At 25.8% G+C, this 15,655-nt stretch carries 14 protein-coding genes; 5 read left to right on the forward strand and 9 right to left on the reverse strand.

The window, feature by feature from the left end; all coding sequences use genetic code 11:
* Nucleotides 1–8 precede the first annotated feature (8 nt).
* Genes KO488_RS02240 through rsmH form a run of 3 tightly spaced genes read right to left on the reverse strand, consistent with a single transcriptional unit; the run spans nucleotide 9 to nucleotide 4,241 of the window.
* Nucleotides 9–3,092: an efflux RND transporter permease subunit gene (locus KO488_RS02240; RefSeq protein ID WP_216057164.1), complete on the reverse strand. Its 3,084-nt coding sequence runs from the start codon at nucleotides 3,090–3,092 to the stop codon at nucleotides 9–11.
* Nucleotides 3,089–3,346, reverse strand: coding sequence for a hypothetical protein (locus tag KO488_RS02245; protein ID WP_216057165.1), 258 nt, complete (start codon nucleotides 3,344–3,346; stop codon nucleotides 3,089–3,091). Before KO488_RS02245 ends, KO488_RS02240 begins: the two co-directional genes overlap by 4 nt.
* On the reverse strand, nucleotides 3,339–4,241 hold the full coding sequence (gene rsmH / locus KO488_RS02250) for a 16S rRNA (cytosine(1402)-N(4))-methyltransferase RsmH (protein ID WP_216057166.1): 903 nt from the start codon (nucleotides 4,239–4,241) through the stop codon (nucleotides 3,339–3,341). Before rsmH ends, KO488_RS02245 begins: the two co-directional genes overlap by 8 nt.
* 61 nt (nucleotides 4,242–4,302) lie before the next feature.
* On the opposite strand from rsmH, the gene KO488_RS02255 reads away from it, so the two are divergent.
* From KO488_RS02255 to KO488_RS02265, 3 genes are all read left to right on the forward strand, one after another.
* On the forward strand, nucleotides 4,303–4,881 hold the full coding sequence (locus KO488_RS02255) for a class II aldolase and adducin N-terminal domain-containing protein (protein ID WP_216057167.1): 579 nt from the start codon (nucleotides 4,303–4,305) through the stop codon (nucleotides 4,879–4,881).
* 120 nt (nucleotides 4,882–5,001) lie between these two features.
* Nucleotides 5,002–5,280 carry an HU family DNA-binding protein gene (locus tag KO488_RS02260; RefSeq protein ID WP_152192087.1) on the forward strand — a complete coding sequence of 93 codons (279 nt, stop codon included), beginning with the start codon at nucleotides 5,002–5,004 and terminating at the stop codon, nucleotides 5,278–5,280.
* Nucleotides 5,281–5,454: 174 nt separating this feature from the next.
* The gene (locus KO488_RS02265; protein ID WP_216057168.1) at nucleotides 5,455–8,073 is read left to right on the forward strand and encodes an EAL and GGDEF domain-containing protein; all 2,619 of its coding nucleotides are present in this window, start codon (nucleotides 5,455–5,457) and stop codon (nucleotides 8,071–8,073) included.
* 12 nt (nucleotides 8,074–8,085) lie between these two features.
* On the opposite strand, the gene hrpB is transcribed toward KO488_RS02265, so the two are convergent.
* Entirely contained in the window at nucleotides 8,086–10,587 is a 2,502-nt protein-coding gene (hrpB, locus tag KO488_RS02270; RefSeq protein WP_216057169.1) for an ATP-dependent helicase HrpB, read from the reverse strand.
* Between the two features lie 126 nt (nucleotides 10,588–10,713).
* On the opposite strand from hrpB, the gene KO488_RS02275 reads away from it, so the two are divergent.
* A complete protein-coding gene (locus KO488_RS02275) occupies nucleotides 10,714–12,003 on the forward strand; it encodes a DEAD/DEAH box helicase (protein WP_216057170.1) in 1,290 nt (429 codons plus the stop codon).
* 42 nt (nucleotides 12,004–12,045) lie between these two features.
* Here KO488_RS02275 and KO488_RS02280 read toward each other — a convergent pair whose 3' ends face one another.
* Together KO488_RS02280 and KO488_RS02285 are read right to left on the reverse strand one after the other, a co-directional pair.
* Entirely contained in the window at nucleotides 12,046–12,567 is a 522-nt protein-coding gene (locus KO488_RS02280) for a 3'-5' exonuclease (RefSeq protein WP_216057171.1), read from the reverse strand.
* The gene (locus KO488_RS02285) at nucleotides 12,548–12,889 is read right to left on the reverse strand and encodes a DUF309 domain-containing protein (protein ID WP_216057172.1); all 342 of its coding nucleotides are present in this window, start codon (nucleotides 12,887–12,889) and stop codon (nucleotides 12,548–12,550) included. Before KO488_RS02285 ends, KO488_RS02280 begins: the two co-directional genes overlap by 20 nt.
* Nucleotides 12,890–13,010: 121 nt before the next feature.
* On the opposite strand from KO488_RS02285, the gene KO488_RS02290 reads away from it, so the two are divergent.
* Complete coding sequence (locus KO488_RS02290) at nucleotides 13,011–13,838, forward strand: flagellin (protein ID WP_216057173.1); 828 nt, start codon at nucleotides 13,011–13,013, stop codon at nucleotides 13,836–13,838.
* Nucleotides 13,839–13,876: 38 nt separating this feature from the next.
* On the opposite strand, the gene KO488_RS02295 is transcribed toward KO488_RS02290, so the two are convergent.
* From KO488_RS02295 to KO488_RS02305, 3 genes are all read right to left on the reverse strand, one after another.
* Entirely contained in the window at nucleotides 13,877–14,200 is a 324-nt protein-coding gene (locus KO488_RS02295) for a hypothetical protein (RefSeq protein WP_216057174.1), read from the reverse strand.
* A 69-nt stretch (nucleotides 14,201–14,269) separates the two neighbouring features.
* Nucleotides 14,270–14,611: a hypothetical protein gene (locus tag KO488_RS02300; protein WP_216057175.1), complete on the reverse strand. Its 342-nt coding sequence runs from the start codon at nucleotides 14,609–14,611 to the stop codon at nucleotides 14,270–14,272.
* Nucleotides 14,599–15,648, reverse strand: a complete 1,050-nt coding sequence (locus KO488_RS02305) for a sensor histidine kinase (RefSeq protein WP_228318969.1) — start codon at nucleotides 15,646–15,648, stop codon at nucleotides 14,599–14,601. The genes KO488_RS02300 and KO488_RS02305 overlap by 13 nt, the downstream gene beginning before the upstream one ends.
* Between the last annotated feature and the right edge of the window lie 7 nt (nucleotides 15,649–15,655).

The following is a 15,655-nucleotide window of genomic DNA, read 5'->3' on the forward strand; positions in this document are numbered from 1 at the left end:
AAAATCTTTTAAAACTTTCTCAAATAAATAATTCGATAAACCATAGGTACATAATATAGATTTAATACAGTTGCCCATAAAATTCCAAAGCCTAAAGATATAGCCATAGGTTGTAAAATCAAAGCTTGACCTGAAGCAAAGAAAATTAAGCTACTAAGACCTAATACTGTTGTAATAGAAGTAAGTAAAATAGGTCTTAATCTCATTTTTGCATATTTTTCTAGCTCTTCCATATTTTTAGCTTTTTTTATAAAGTCCATCATAATAATTCCATCATTAACTATAACTCCAGCAAGTCCTACCATTCCAATCATACTCGGCATTGTAATATTTATATCCATAATTAAATGCCCTATTAAAACACCTAAGATAGATAAAGGAACAGTACTTATAATAATCAAAGGTTTTACTAAAGAGTCAAACATCCACACAAGAGCAATAAAGATTAAAATAATAGCTATTAAAGCAGCTTGCCCCATTTCACTTTGTACTTTTTTATTTTCTTGTTGTTCACCTTTAATATCTAAAGTTACTTTACTTTTTAAGACATTTAACTCTTTATCTAACTTTTCAAAAACTTCAGCTGATGTAATATCACTTAATGATGCTGTTACACTTATAATTTGTTCATTATTCTCTTTAAATATCTGAGAATATGCAGGTACTTTAATAAAATCAACTACTTGAGAAAGTAAAACTTTTTGATTTGAAGAAGTTGTAACTTGGAAGGTATCTAAACTACTTAGCATATCTTTTGATTTACTTTTAAATACAATATCAACAATACCTTCATCATCAAACATTTTTGAATAAGTTGCTTTAAAATAATATGGTCTTAATTCATTTAAAACTGTTTGTTCACTTATTCCTAAATCACTTCCATAAGAGTTTACTTTAAACTTTAATTCATAGTTACCTATTAATGCATCATCTGCAATATTGGATACACCATCAATTGAGTCTAAATGTTCTTTAAGAGATCTTACAGCTTGTGTAACCTTGCTTTTATCCCCTGATATAGCAATTTCAACATCATTTTTTACAATTCCTGCTTGTGGTACAAATATTTTCAATTCATCATAAACACCAGAATTTACATCATCTTTTAAAATCTCTTTTAATTGTTTTTCCATATCCTGAGCACTTGATTCTCTTATCATATTTGAATCATCATATTTAGGTGAAAGATAAGGGTTTATATACTTTTCAAAAATATTAATAGGTGCTCTTTCGTTTAAATTTATAAATAATTGAAAATAAAACTCTTCATAGTGAGGTTGATTTTTACCGTCTAGTTTTAAACCAGTTACAGAAGTAACTGAACTTACTACATTTTTAAAATCAACATTATCCAATATCTTTCTTTCTATATCATAAACTAACTGCTCAGTTTGTTCTATCTTTTTTCCAACTCCAACTGAACCTGTTATATAAACTTGTGTAGAGTCAAAAGCTGGCATAAATTCAAATTTCTGAGATTTAAAAACTATAACACTTGCACCTAAAATAGATACCACCATTAAAAATATTGCTAGATATCTACCTTTTAATAAAAAGTCTAAAATATTTCCATAAAGCTTATAATTAAACTCCCATACCTTATGTGATTTTCTATCTCCTTTACTAACTCTAAGAATCTCTTTTGAATGTAAAGGAAGAAAGAAAAAAGCTTCAAGAAGAGAACTTAAAAGAAGTACAGAAATCATAATAGGAAGGATTTGCATAAATTTACCAGTTTCGCCAGTCATAAGTAAAATTGGTAAAAATGCAAAAATAGTTGTAGCCGTTGCTGTTAAAACAGCTGGATACATTTCCATTGCACCATCCCTGGCTGCTGTAAATTTATCTTTTCCCATTTCGAGGTGTCTATAAATATTTTCACCCACAACAATAGCTTCATCAACAAGCATTCCTAGTGCTATTAAAGCGCCTAAAAGTGAGAGCATATTTAGACTATAACCTAAGTAATCAGCAGCAATTAAACCTATCATAAATGAAGTTGGAATTCCAATTGCAATTACAATAGCAATTCTAATATTTATAAATATTAATAGTGCAATAAAAAGTAAACACAATCCAAATAATATATTTGATACGACAGTATTTAGTCTATTTTTAATCCAAATAGAAGTATCAATATACGTGCTAAACTCTAAATTTTCATATTTTTGTTCAAACTCTTTTGTGATTTCTTTAATTTCTTTAACAAGTTCAATAGCATCACCACTAACACCTTTATTTATTCCAACAGCGATATTTGGTTTAGCATTATAATGTGAGATATCAACTACATCTCCCAAAGAAAATTCAACATCAGCAATATCTTTTAAATAAAACTTTTTACCATCAACTTTGATTAATGTATTTTTGATTTTATCAATATTTTTTTCACCATTAAAAGTAGATAAATAATAGTGTCTTGTGCTATCTTTTATTATTCCTATTGGGAAAATTGAGCTTAAAGATTGAACTGCTTGAATAACCCTACTTTTATCTAAACCATAAGCATTAATTTTTTCATCATTAAAGCTTACAAGTAATTCTTTATCACTTTTCCCAAAAACAGAAACTTGAGATAAGTCTTTTAATTGCATTACTTTTGATTTTACTTTATCAGCAACTTCAAGTAAATATTCCCTTGAATCATCTCCTTTAGAATAAACAGCAACTGTTATTAAAGGAAAAGAGTGTTCAATACTTTTTACAACTGGTTCGTCCATATCAGAAGGAAGATTTGTTTTGATTTTTGAAATAATATCTTTAACATCAGATATTTCATTATCAGCTTTATATCCATCTTTCAAATCAACTTTTATAGTAAAAAATCCATTTTTAATTGTTGATGATATTTTATCAGCGGCACTTAAACCTAATAATTCATCTTCAATATCAGCAACAGCAATCTTATCCAAAAGCTCAGAACTAGCACCCGCATATGAGCCTGAAATAGAAATTGCATCAAGAGAGGAAGGAGGAAATATCTCTTTTGGAATTTTAAAATATGAAAAAATAGCAAGTAAAAAAATAAATAGAAGTAATAAGTGATTTAAAATAGGTTTTCTTAGAGCAAATTCTATAATGCCTTGAATCATTTTACTTCTTTAATTAAAGGATTAAATAAAAGAGAATCAATAATTTGATTTTTAAATTTCATATCTTCTAGTTGTTGTGCGAGGAATTTATTCTCTTCTTGTAATGAAATATAATGGGCATAAAGTTTATTTATATCTTTACTAATATAGTAAATATTATTTCTAAAATATATCTTAGGAAAATATAAAACAATAGCAAAAAAAAGTATTGTAAATACAATTATTAAAGTGTTCAAAGCATTTAATCTAATCAAATTTAAAAATCCTTAATTTAGAACTTCTACTTCTTGGATTTTGTTTAATTTCCTCTTTAGTAGGAATAATTGGTTTTTTCGTAATTACTTTTCCTAAAGCATGATTATTTCCACATTCACATCTAAAAGCTTCAGGTGGACAAATACATGATTTTGTCCATTTTTTAAAATAGTTTTTTACAATTCTATCTTCTAAAGAATGAAAAGAGATAATTGCCACGATACAATTTTTTAATTTTGCAGTTTCAAGTGAATCAAAAAGTCTTGTTAATACTCCAAGTTCATCATTTACTTCAATCCTTATACCTTGAAAAGGAAGAGTTGCTGGATGTATTTTACCTTTGGACATTTTTCTTGATAGTAAAGTTGCTATTTTTTTAGCTGATGTAAAGGGTCTATTATTTACAATTAGAGAAGCTACTTTTTTATATTCTCGAACTTCTCCACATTCTTTGAAAACTCGTTCTAACTCACTTTGAGAATATGTATTTACAACTATTGAAGCATCTAAACTTTGATTTTGATTCATTCTCATATCTAAGGTTTCACTTTCAAAACCAAAACCACGATCAAGTTTATCTAACTGTAAAGAAGAAACACCAATATCAGCTAAAACACCTCTAATATTATATTCTTTAAAGTTATCAAGAACATGTTCAAAATTACCTTTGTTAAATGTAACTCTTGAAGAAAAAGGTTCAAGTCTTTTAGCACAAAAAGCTAAAGCTTCGTCATCTTGGTCATTACATATTAAATTCACAGTTTCATTTTGTTCAAGTAAACCTTGAGTATGTCCACCAAAACCAGTAGTACAATCTATTATATAGCCCTCTTTTATATCAGAAAAAGCATTTAGTGTTTCATTAAATAAAACGGGAACATGAGGTATTTGCATTCAAACAGTCCTTATTAAAATTAGTATATAATACCCAAAAATATATTTAAGGCTTTTTAAAATGGTTGACAAGGCTACAGTTAAACAATTAAGTAATTTATCACTTACTATGTTTAGAAAGAACTTTTTTGGGATTTACCATGGAGCAATTTCTGCAAAACTTGATCAAGATAATTTTCTGATTAATACAAATGATGCGATATTTGATGAAATGAATCCAAACTCATTTTGTACTTTAAATATTAATAAGCAAGATTATAGATGGAAAATAGCAAGTATGGAATCACATATTCATGCAACTATTTATACAAATATTCATGAAGCAAAATATATAGCTTTTGGAATGCCAATTTACACAACAGCATATACTTTTGATCATGATACAATTATTTTTGAAGATTATTTTGGAAAAACTACGTTTAATGAAATTCCAATTTATGATCCAGGAGATTCTGAAACTTGGTATGATAGAAATGCACTTGAAATTACTAAGTACCTAAAAGAGTCATCAAATAATGTAATGGTTATAAAAGGTGTAGGAGCTTATGTATACGATAGAGACCTAAATGAACTAGTAAAAAAGATTGCTATCTTAGAAAATTCATGTAGATTACTAAGCATTAAGACATCATTTTGCTAAAAAATCTTTTATTTCGTTATTAATTAAGTTATTTCTCAATATAAAGCCCTAGTTTTAGCTATTTCAAAGCTTAAATACTATAAAGTTTAATCAAATTTATTTTAATTAAGGAGTTCATTCATGAACAAAGCTGAATTTATTGACGCAGTAGCTGCAAAAGCTGGATTATCTAAAAAAGACGCAAAAGGTGCAGTTGATTCTGTATTAGAAACAATTACTGAAACATTAGTAAAAAAAGAATCTGTAAGTTTCATTGGTTTTGGTACATTTACAACTGCAGATAGAGCTGCAAGAACTGCTAAAGTTCCAGGAACTGATAGAACTGTTGACGTTCCAGCGACTACTGTTGGAAAATTCAAAGTTGGAAAAGCTTTAAAAGAAGCAATTGCAAAAAAATAATTTATTTATTTAAATAACTTAAAAAAGGATCTGTTTTTAACAGGTCCTTTTTTTATATCTAAAATGATTTAATTTAAATACAATAAAAAAAGTATATAATACTTTCCATTCTAAAATAGTCACAATAAATAGTTTTAATAATTTTAAAATGTACTTGATTCAAGGAAAATAATTATGAAATTTACTAAAAAAAAGTTCTTCATATATATAATAAGTATTATATTTATTTTACTATTTACATTATTTATATATTTAATTAAAATACAAGATAATATTAAAGACTATACTATTTATAAAAATCAATTCACAAATCTAATTCATATAGAAAAAGAATTTAACTATTTATTTTCTGAAAAAAATAAAGCAATTAATATTGAAAAAATTGAAAAGCAATTATTAAGTTTTAAAGAAATATTAACTTTATTAAATAATAATAATCTAAAAAAAGATTTTGGAAATAAATTGTTATCAAAACTTAATTTAATAAACTCAGAGTATGAAAAAAGATTAAAACTAATTAAAGATTATAAATCTTCAATAGTTTCCTCTTCAACAGAACAATTAAACTTAAAAAATAACTTATTAGAACAGTCCCAAGAAATATCACTTGAAGACTCAACTATTAGTGCTTCTATATTATTAGATAAAAAACATAATGATTATTTACAAGAATTAGTAGTGATATCCTTTTTATTTTTTATAGCTGCTATTAGTATAATAATAATCTTTATAAGAATATCATTTAAAAATATTAAAATAAACAATGAACTTTTAGCTTTTAAATATGCAGTGGAACATAGTGACAATTCAATAGTTTTAACAGATGAAAATAAAAATATTGTATACCTAAATGAAAATGTTGAAACGAATTCAGGTTATTTAAAAAATGAACTTTTAGGAGAAAACCCAAGGATTTTAGCATCTGGATTAACTGTAGATACAACTTATGTACAAATGAATAAAAGACTTGAACAAGGGTTAAAATGGGATGGAGAATTTATCAATAAAAGAAAAGATGGAACTTTATATTATGAAAAAGTTTCTATTGTACCTATTTTTATAAATGGTAAAATACAAAATTATCTTGCTATTAAACTTGACATAACAAAATATATTAAGCAAAGAGATCAACTAAAAGAGTCATTAATTCTTTTTGAAAATACAGAAGAAGGTATTTTAATTACGGATGAAAAACAAAAAATTATATCAGTAAATAAAGCATTTGAAAAGATATCTGGATATAAAAAAAAGGAACTAATAGGAGAAAAACCTTCTTTATTTAAATCAAATAAACATGATATAATTTTTTATAAAAGAATGTGGGCTAGTATAGAAGAAAATGGTCATTGGAAAGGTAAAGTTTATGACAAAATAAAAGATGGTTCTATTATTCCAACATGGCTTAATATCACAGCAGTTAAAGATAAAAATGGGAAAATTATAAAATATATTTCTATTCATACAGACTTACAAGAAATAATTGATACTCAAGAAAAAGCTGATTATCTTGCATATCATGATAGTTTAACAAACCTACCAAATAGAATTAAACTTGAAGATCATTTATCTCATGTAATTTCAGTTGCAAATAGAGATAATCTTAGTATGAGTATTCTATTTATTGATTTAGATAGATTTAAAATTATAAATGACACTCTTGGTCATCAAATTGGGGATAGACTTTTACAAAATGTAGCCAAAAATATAAAGAGTGTTTTAAGAGATACTGATATGGTAGCAAGAATGGGTGGTGATGAATTTATTGTCGTTCTAGAAACAGCAAGAAATAAAAAAGAAGCAGCTTACGTATGTGAAAAAATCCTTAATATTCTTAAAGAACCAATCAAAATCAAAGAGCATATACTTAATACAAGTGGAAGTATTGGAGTTGCTATGTTCCCTGATAATGGAACAAATATGACAACGCTAATTAAAAATGCTGATACAGCTATGTATCATGCTAAAAGTCTTGGTAAGAACAATTATCAATACTACAATGAAGAATTATCTATTAATATACACAATCAACTAAAAATTGAGCAAGCTTTAAAACACTCAGTTTCAAATAATGAGCTATATCTAAACTATCAACCTCAATATGAATTAAAAACAAAAAAAATCATCTCACTTGAAGCACTAGTTAGATGGAATAGTAAAATAATTGGATTTGTTCCTCCAAATGAATTTATTCCAGCAGCAGAAGATTCAGGAATGATTGTAGAAATAGGAGATTTTGTCTTTGAACAAGCATCTATTGATTTCAAAAAGTTTAAAAAAATCCATAATGAACTTCAATATATAGCAATTAATATTTCTACAATTCAGTTCAAAGATAAAAACTTTATAAATAAAATAAAAGAGATTATAAAAAGAGTTGATATAAAACCTTCACAAATAGAACTGGAGATTACAGAAAGATATATAATGGAATTTAATGAATCTAATATCACAATTCTTGAAGATTTAAGAGCTTTAGGTTTTAGAATGTCTATTGATGACTTTGGAACTGGTTATTCATCTATGAATTACTTAACTAAATTACCAATTGATATTATTAAAGTAGATAAATCTTTTGTAAATGGAATACCAAATGACAATAATAATATGCAAATATCAAAAGCAATTATTGCACTATCAAAAAGTTTAGGCTATAAAACAGTAGCTGAGGGTATAGAAACAAAAGAACAAGAAGAAACACTAATTAGCCTAGATTGTAATATCGGACAAGGATATCTATTCTCTAAACCATTAAACTATGAAGATGCTGTAGAGTTTTTAAAAGAAAGAGTATAAATAAATAGGTAGCTACATAAACTTTTTAGTTTTCCGTGTAGCTATTGCTTCTAAAGGATTTTCCGGCCAGTAATGCTTTTTATATTTTCCTCTTAACTCTTTTCTTACTTCACTATATGAATTTGCCCAAAAGCTTTCTAAGTCATATGTAATTTGTATTGGTCTTAAAGCTGGTGTAAGAAGATGTATTTGTAGTAGAATTTTATTATTTAAAATTTTTGGTGTGATATTTAAACCAAATATTTCTTGAATTTTTACAGCTAATACAGGAGTTTTTATATTTGAATAATCAATATTTATATTTGAACCACTAGGAACTTTAATACTACTTGGAGCTAAATTATCAAGCTTTTGCATACTATCCCAAGGAATCAAACTTTTTAACATCGAAAAAGTATCTATTTGTTCTAAGTGTTTTATTGTTCTTACATTCTCTAAATATGGACCTAAATAGTCACTAATATTTTTTAATAAATTTTCATCATCAAAATATGGCAAGCTTATATCTAATTCAAACTCTTTTTTATTTTCATTAATAAAATTAACTCTTAATATTAAATCCTTTGCTTTTTTATTCCAAGTTAAAAGTTTTAATCCCTCTTTTTTTATTAAATCAATAAATAAAAGAGGATATTTATTATTTGCAATATTTGTACTTATAGATGAAAATATTTCAAGTTCAAAAAAATATGTAACAGTTTTTATATCAAGTTTATTTAACTCTTTCTTATAAGCGATTACATCTTTGTTGTAAATATATGAAGAAAAATATTTCTTTATATCTTCAAATAAAATAATAGAAGCTAGATGAATAATAGAATCTTTTTCTTTTGCATTTATATTAGGAACTACTAAATATTCACTATTGAAAAGTGTATCTTTTAGATTTATAATAGCACCTTTACCATTACTTAGTTTGTATTTATTTTCATTTTTAACTCTTAATTTTGCTAATCTATTTGGATATGCAAAAAGAAGTAAAACTCCTATTAAATTTTTAGCCAAAGACTTTCTTTCATCTTTAATTCTTTTTAATTTTTTTAATTTTTTATAAAAATATTCTGCTTGATTTAAAACTTCTTTCGCTATATAACTATTCGCATTATAAAAATCTTTTTCTTTTAAAACTATATATCTTTCATAAATATCACAAGAAGAGAATTGTTTTGAAAAAATATCTTTTTCAATTAACATAGAAGCTAATAAACAAGCATCATAAGCAAAACCTAATTCATTTGCTTTTAATATCATATTTGCAAACCTAGGATGAATACCTAAAGATATAGCTTCTTTTCCAAAGTTTGTAATATTTTTTTTATCATCTAGCATATTAATGTTTTGCAATAGTTTTGAAGAAGATTCAATAATCTGTGAAGATGGGATATTCAAAAACTTCAACTCTTCAAAATCTTTAACTCCAAAAAAAGCTAAGTCTAAAAGTAAACTTGACAAATCAGCTCTTAGTATTTCAGGTTTACTTGAATCTTCTAAAACCCTATTTTTATGCCATAACTTATAACATTTTCCTTTGCTTAATCTTCCTGCTCGTCCTTCTCTTTGAATTGATGAATCTTGAGAAATAAAACTATATTCTAAATGATCCATATCATTTGAAGGATTATATCTTATTTGTTTTTCCATCCCACTATCTATTACTACTTTTATACCTTCAATTGTAAGTGAAGTTTGAGCTATATTTGTAGATAAAATTACTTTTCTATTTTCGCGATTATATATTGCTTTTTCTTGCCCTTCTTTTGAAAGATTTGAATATAAAGGAAAAACCTTTATCTTTTCAGACTTTAATTTCTCTTCTAACTCTTTTATTTCTTTAACTCCTGCTAAAAAAACCAAGATGTCGCCCTCATCTTCTTTGATTGATTTTAAAATTGTATTTAAAACTATTTTATTTAAATCATTTTTACTAGGATGTTTTATATTTTCAGATAAATATATGTTTTCAACATCATACATTTTTCCTTTACTTGTAATTATAGGAGTATCTTCAAGTAAAAAAACTAATTCTTTTGAGTTTAATGTTGCTGACATAAGCATGATTTTCAAATCATCTCTTAATATTTCCTGTACTTGTAAAGACAAAGCAAGTGATAAATCTGTATATATACTTCGTTCATGAAACTCGTCAAAAATTATTAAAGCAACATTTTCTAAAGCTTCATCACTTTGTATTTTTTTTACTAATATACCTTCTGTTACTACTAATATTTTTGTATTTTTAGAATAACAAGAATCCATTTTTACTTGATACCCTACACTTTCACCTACTTTTTCATTAAGTAATTTTGACATTTGAAAAGCAAGTGCACGTGCTGCCATTCGTCTAGGTTCTAACATGATAATAATCTTATCGTTAAGCCATGTTTCTTTAAGTAAAGAAATTGGTACAAGAGTACTTTTTCCAGCACCTGCTGGTGCTTCTAAAATTAATCTTGCGTTTTTATTTAATACATTTTTTATATCATCTAAGACATCATTTATTGGTAGTTTTTTCATATAAAGTATTATATGAAAATATCCTTATAATCTAACTTTTTTAAACTTTGGTTAAAAATCTTGAAAATTTGGATATAATCGCAAAATATATAAAACAAAGGAATTGTTATCAAAACATTTACTTCTATGAACTTAAATTCTCTATTAATCGATGCGTTAAAAGATTTAGAGTTTGAAAAAGCAACGGAAATACAACAAAAGTCTATACCAATAGCACTAAAGAAAAAAGATATTCTAGCAGCCGCACAAAGTGGTACTGGAAAAACAGCAGCATTTTTATTACCTATTTTAAATGAAATACATGAAAATGAACAAGGACTTAAAGATAAGACTTTAAGAGCATTAATTATTGTTCCAACAAGAGAACTAGCAAACCAAATATCAAAAGTAATTGAAGACTTCTCAAAATACATCAGAATTGAAAAGACTGTTGTATATGGTGGTGTTTCATCTACTACTCAAGCTAAGAAAATTGCTCGTGGATTAGATATTTTAGTAGCAACTCCGGGAAGATTACAAGAGCATATTAGAAATAAAACTGTTGATTTATCTTCTGTTACAACTTTAGTTGTAGATGAAGTTGATACTATGCTTGATATGGGTTTTTTACATGATATTGAAGCAATTTTTCTAGAAGCAAACCAAACTAGACAAATTTTAATGTATTCAGCAACAATGACACAAAATGTTAAAAAACTTGCAAAAGAGTTTTTAAAAGATCCTGTTGTTGTGGAAGTGTCATCTCAAAGATCAAGTGTTAAAAAGATTGTACAACGAGTAATTGAAGTAGATCCAGATAAAAAAGCTGAATTATTATCTTATATTATAGGTTCAGAAAACTACTCACAAGTTTTAGTTTTTGTAAATACAAAAAAAGAAGCAGATGGTTTAGTAGAGCACTTAAATCTTGATGGTTTACCAGCTTCTTGTATTCATGGAGACATTAGACAAACAGCACGGGCAAAAGCTTTAAGAAAATTTAGATCAGGGGATAACAGAGTTTTAGTAGCAACTGATATTGCTGCTCGTGGGATTGATATTCAAATGCTTCCACTTGTTGTAAACTTTGAATTACCAGAAACAGTAAGTGATTATACACACAGAATCGGAAGAACAGGTCGTGCAGGACAATCAGGATTAGCAATTACATTATTAAGTGTAAAAGATTATAAGATGATGAAAGAAATTGAGAAAGAGTTAATTCTTGACTTAGGAAGAGAAACCGTAGATGATTTCGAACCTTCAGAGAAAAAACCTAGAATATTTGTACATAAAAGAAGACCTTTAAGTCAAAAAAAGGGTTTAAAAGATAAATTTGGGAAACCAAAGACTACTAAGAAAACTACACAAAAAGCAAAACAAAAAGTATCTAAAAAAACTACAAAAAGAGATGAAAACAGAAATTTTAGAAAATAAAATATCGTAAAGATATTTTATTTTTATACTACTTTAACTATTTCATATTACTTTCATTCTTTTTAATATCTCATAAGTTTTAGAAACATCATATGTAGCACTATGATATTTTACAGTATCAAAATCAATTTCATAAAAGATACAAGTTTCATCCAATTTGGGGTTTTTAATATTTCCATTTTTATTTAAAGCTTTTACTATTTTTTTGTTCTCTTTCATCGTACAAAAATGATTTTCAAATTTTACCATTCTATTTAAGTGTCTTAATTCAAAAGAGATATTATGTGCTACTAATGTCTCACAATCATCACAAAATTCAACAAAATCTACATCCTCAGTAAAATATGAAGAATAATCCATATCTTTTCTATGTTCTAATATAAGTTCAGGGGTGAGTTTATGTACTTCATATGAATATGGATTTACACTATATCTAGATAGATAATATCTATGGAATTTATCTATTATTTTAAAAACTCCATCTATTTTTTTTAATTTTACAGCTGCTACTTCTATTACATCACCAATATTTTGTGAATTTGTTTCAAAATCTAGTATTATCATATTTTCTTTTTCTTCTTTTTTTATAAATTAATTCTTGTATATTTTTATATTCTAGTATATTTATTGAGTTTAATTCATCTATTAAAGGCTCATATTTCTTAAAAAGTTGCCATATTTTATCTGCATGCTCATATCTTTGCATACTTATTAATTCAAAAAAAGCAAAGGCATTTACAAAAGCTTTTAATATAAATGATTCAGTTCTTGTATTCTTATTATTTTTATACTCTCTCCATAAATCCTCAGTTTTATCATGAGCAATTAGGAAATAATTTTTATTTATTAAAAGTATAATCTCATCTAATTCTTTTTTTATATTCATCAGTAACCTATATAATATACTTTTAATATTATATCGAAGTAATTTTAAAATAATTTCAACAGTTAATAATATTTTAATATTACTAGTTATACAATGTGTAAAGGTAAATAAAGGAGTCACTATGCAAGTAGGAAACAACTCTCAAATAAATGCAGATGTATATTTAAATGCAAATCAATCTTTAAATAGAATTGCAACAGGTATTACATTAAATCAAGCAAGTAATGACGCTTCAAGTTTAGCAATATCAAATAACTTACAAGCTCAGGCAAATGGATATACTCAGGCAATTGAAAATAGTAATTCAGCAATAGCTTTAACTCAAATAGCAGATGGTGCTACTAAAGAACAATCAAGCATTTTAGATAATGTTAAAGAGAAATTGTTACAAGCCTCAACTGACACAACTAGTCAAGAAGGTCGAGATGCTATTTTAAAAGATGTTAAAGGATTATTAGAACAATTTGATAATATTGCTAGTAGTACAAACTATAATGGTAATACTTTATTACAAAATAGCCAAACAGATAATAGTGCAAGTAATGATTTACAATTTCAAGCTGGAAATGAAAATTCTGATATAATTGATTCAACAGGAATTCAATCAAATACAGAAGGTCTTGGATTAAGTGCTCTTTTAAATCAAAATGCTAGTAGTTTTAGTGCAAGCGATGCTAGAGCTTTCTTAGATGATGTGGATGAAGCTATTACGGGATTAAGTGATATAAGAAGCGAATTTGGAGCAGTTACTAATCAATTGGAAAGTTCAACAAGGAACTTATTAACTCAGAAAAATCAAACTCTAGAAGCAAACTCTGTATTTGATACAGATTATGCAAAAGAATCGGCTAATTTTTCTAAACAAAATGTTTTAGCACAAATTGGAGCTTTTGCATCAGCACAAGCAAATAATATAAATCAACAAACTGTTGGAAGATTGCTAAGCTAAAGTATTTTAAATCACTTTAACTCAAGTTAAAACTTGAGTTAAAAGTTTATTGTTTCTGTGATTTTTATTCTATTTTTTCTATGATTTGAAAATTTATGAAATTCTCTATTTTTATAAACAAAATAGTTTTTATATCCTACTAAGACTTTTTGTTTCCCATTTCTTTTATATCTATTATAATTATCACCATAATTTGTAATCTCATATCTTGTATTATTAAAATTCTTTTTATTATGATTTCTATTATCTCTATATTCATATACAGGTTCACTATGCGTTACGTGAGCATGAAAATAAGTTGTATGTTGTTTTGCAAAAGCAAAAGAGCCACATATTAAAAGTGATAGCAATATTTTATTCATTTTGAACTCCTTTTGTAATTAAACTTCAAGAAGTATATTTTTAAATAGTGTACTTATTGTGGAGATTTTTTATTTTAATTTTCCAAAAACTTTGTATTTTTCCCAGTAAATATCTAAGGCTTCATTTAATTTTTCATCACTTAGTTTACTCTTTTTCTTAATACCAAATCTTTTAATAAAAGCTTCAGGCATTATAGTTCTGTCTTTTTCTGGTTTTTTTAAAAAAGAGAACATTGCATTTTTTACATTTTTTTCACTACTATATTTTAATAAATATCTATAAAAGTATTTATCAATTGAAACAGGAAGTTTTTTATGACACTTAATACAATTACTTTCATATATAGTTTTAATCTTTGCAGCTTGTAAAAAAGAAGAAAAAAGAATTATTCCTAGTATTAATTTTGCCATATTACCTCCACTTTTGTTCCTTTTGTAAGTTCAGATTCTACTTTAATATCTAAGTTATACTCTTTAGCTATTAAAGAAACTATATTAAGCCCTATTCCAAAGCCTCCAACACTTTTATCAAACCTTGAATATCTTTCAAAAAGATTTGATAAATTTTCTTTACTCATACCTTTTCCTGTATCTTCTATACTTAAAAGATTATCATTTAATATAACAGTTATTGTTCCCGCAATTTTATTATATTTAATTGCATTTGATATTAGATTATCTATTAGTTTTGATATCTTTTTTACATCAGTATTTAAATAAATATCTTCTTTTATATTTAAAATAAAATTTATTTTCTTAATAGTTGCTAAACTTTTAAAATATTCAACTCTTTGCTCAATTATATTTGATAAGTTTAACTTTTCATTTTGTGATATGATTTTATTATTTAGTGTTAAAAATGTTAAGTCTTCATAAATATTGGATATCGTTTTAGCACCAATATCAATACGATTTATCTTTCTTTTTAATTTTTCATCTAATCTATCTTTATCTATCATTTCAATATTTGTAATAATGGCAGAAATAGGTGTATTTAGCTCGTGAGTAGTGTCTTTAATAAAGCCATCTAATAAATGTAAAGCATCACGCATAGGTTTTAAAAATAGTTTTGAGATAAAATATCCAAGTATTAGCATAAAGACAAAAGCAATAAGAGAGTAAGTAATAATCTCTTTTTTTACTCGAATAAACCATAAATTTTCGTCAGGTACTTCAATAATCACATATTTTGCACCTAAATAGTATGATTCTGGTTCTTTTATAAAATGAATCATTTTATTTGAAATATATGTTACTTTGTCAAACTTTATATCTTTTTCTTTTAGTGTTGAAAAGATAAGCTTTTTATCACTATCAAAAATTGCTGAATTAAAGTGACTAACTCTTGGATAAAATTTATATTTATCAAAATTTACATGTAGATCTTTTATTTTAAAAATAAAATCATTTGAATATTCTTGAAGTATATGACGTTTTTCTTGTAACATTAAATCT

Origin of the sequence: Poseidonibacter lekithochrous (assembly GCF_018861145.1) — a bacterium.
GTDB lineage: Bacteria > Campylobacterota > Campylobacteria > Campylobacterales > Arcobacteraceae > Poseidonibacter > Poseidonibacter lekithochrous_A.

What these genes read in the sequence shown, in the direction of transcription:
- KO488_RS02240 (WP_216057164.1), bottom strand. Translation starts at nt 3,092, where the DNA reads ATGATTCAAGGCATTATAGAATTTGCTCTAAGAAAACCTATTTTAAAT.
- rsmH (WP_216057166.1), bottom strand. Translation starts at nt 4,241, where the DNA reads ATGCAAATACCTCATGTTCCCGTTTTATTTAATGAAACACTAAATGCT.
- KO488_RS02255 (WP_216057167.1), top strand. Translation starts at nt 4,303, where the DNA reads ATGGTTGACAAGGCTACAGTTAAACAATTAAGTAATTTATCACTTACT.
- KO488_RS02260 (WP_152192087.1), top strand. Translation starts at nt 5,002, where the DNA reads ATGAACAAAGCTGAATTTATTGACGCAGTAGCTGCAAAAGCTGGATTA.
- KO488_RS02265 (WP_216057168.1), top strand. Translation starts at nt 5,455, where the DNA reads ATGAAATTTACTAAAAAAAAGTTCTTCATATATATAATAAGTATTATA.
- hrpB (WP_216057169.1), bottom strand. Translation starts at nt 10,587, where the DNA reads ATGAAAAAACTACCAATAAATGATGTCTTAGATGATATAAAAAATGTA.
- KO488_RS02275 (WP_216057170.1), top strand. Translation starts at nt 10,714, where the DNA reads ATGAACTTAAATTCTCTATTAATCGATGCGTTAAAAGATTTAGAGTTT.
- KO488_RS02280 (WP_216057171.1), bottom strand. Translation starts at nt 12,567, where the DNA reads ATGATAATACTAGATTTTGAAACAAATTCACAAAATATTGGTGATGTA.
- KO488_RS02285 (WP_216057172.1), bottom strand. Translation starts at nt 12,889, where the DNA reads ATGAATATAAAAAAAGAATTAGATGAGATTATACTTTTAATAAATAAA.
- KO488_RS02290 (WP_216057173.1), top strand. Translation starts at nt 13,011, where the DNA reads ATGCAAGTAGGAAACAACTCTCAAATAAATGCAGATGTATATTTAAAT.
- KO488_RS02295 (WP_216057174.1), bottom strand. Translation starts at nt 14,200, where the DNA reads ATGAATAAAATATTGCTATCACTTTTAATATGTGGCTCTTTTGCTTTT.
- KO488_RS02300 (WP_216057175.1), bottom strand. Translation starts at nt 14,611, where the DNA reads ATGGCAAAATTAATACTAGGAATAATTCTTTTTTCTTCTTTTTTACAA.
- KO488_RS02305 (WP_228318969.1), bottom strand. Translation starts at nt 15,648, where the DNA reads ATGTTACAAGAAAAACGTCATATACTTCAAGAATATTCAAATGATTTT.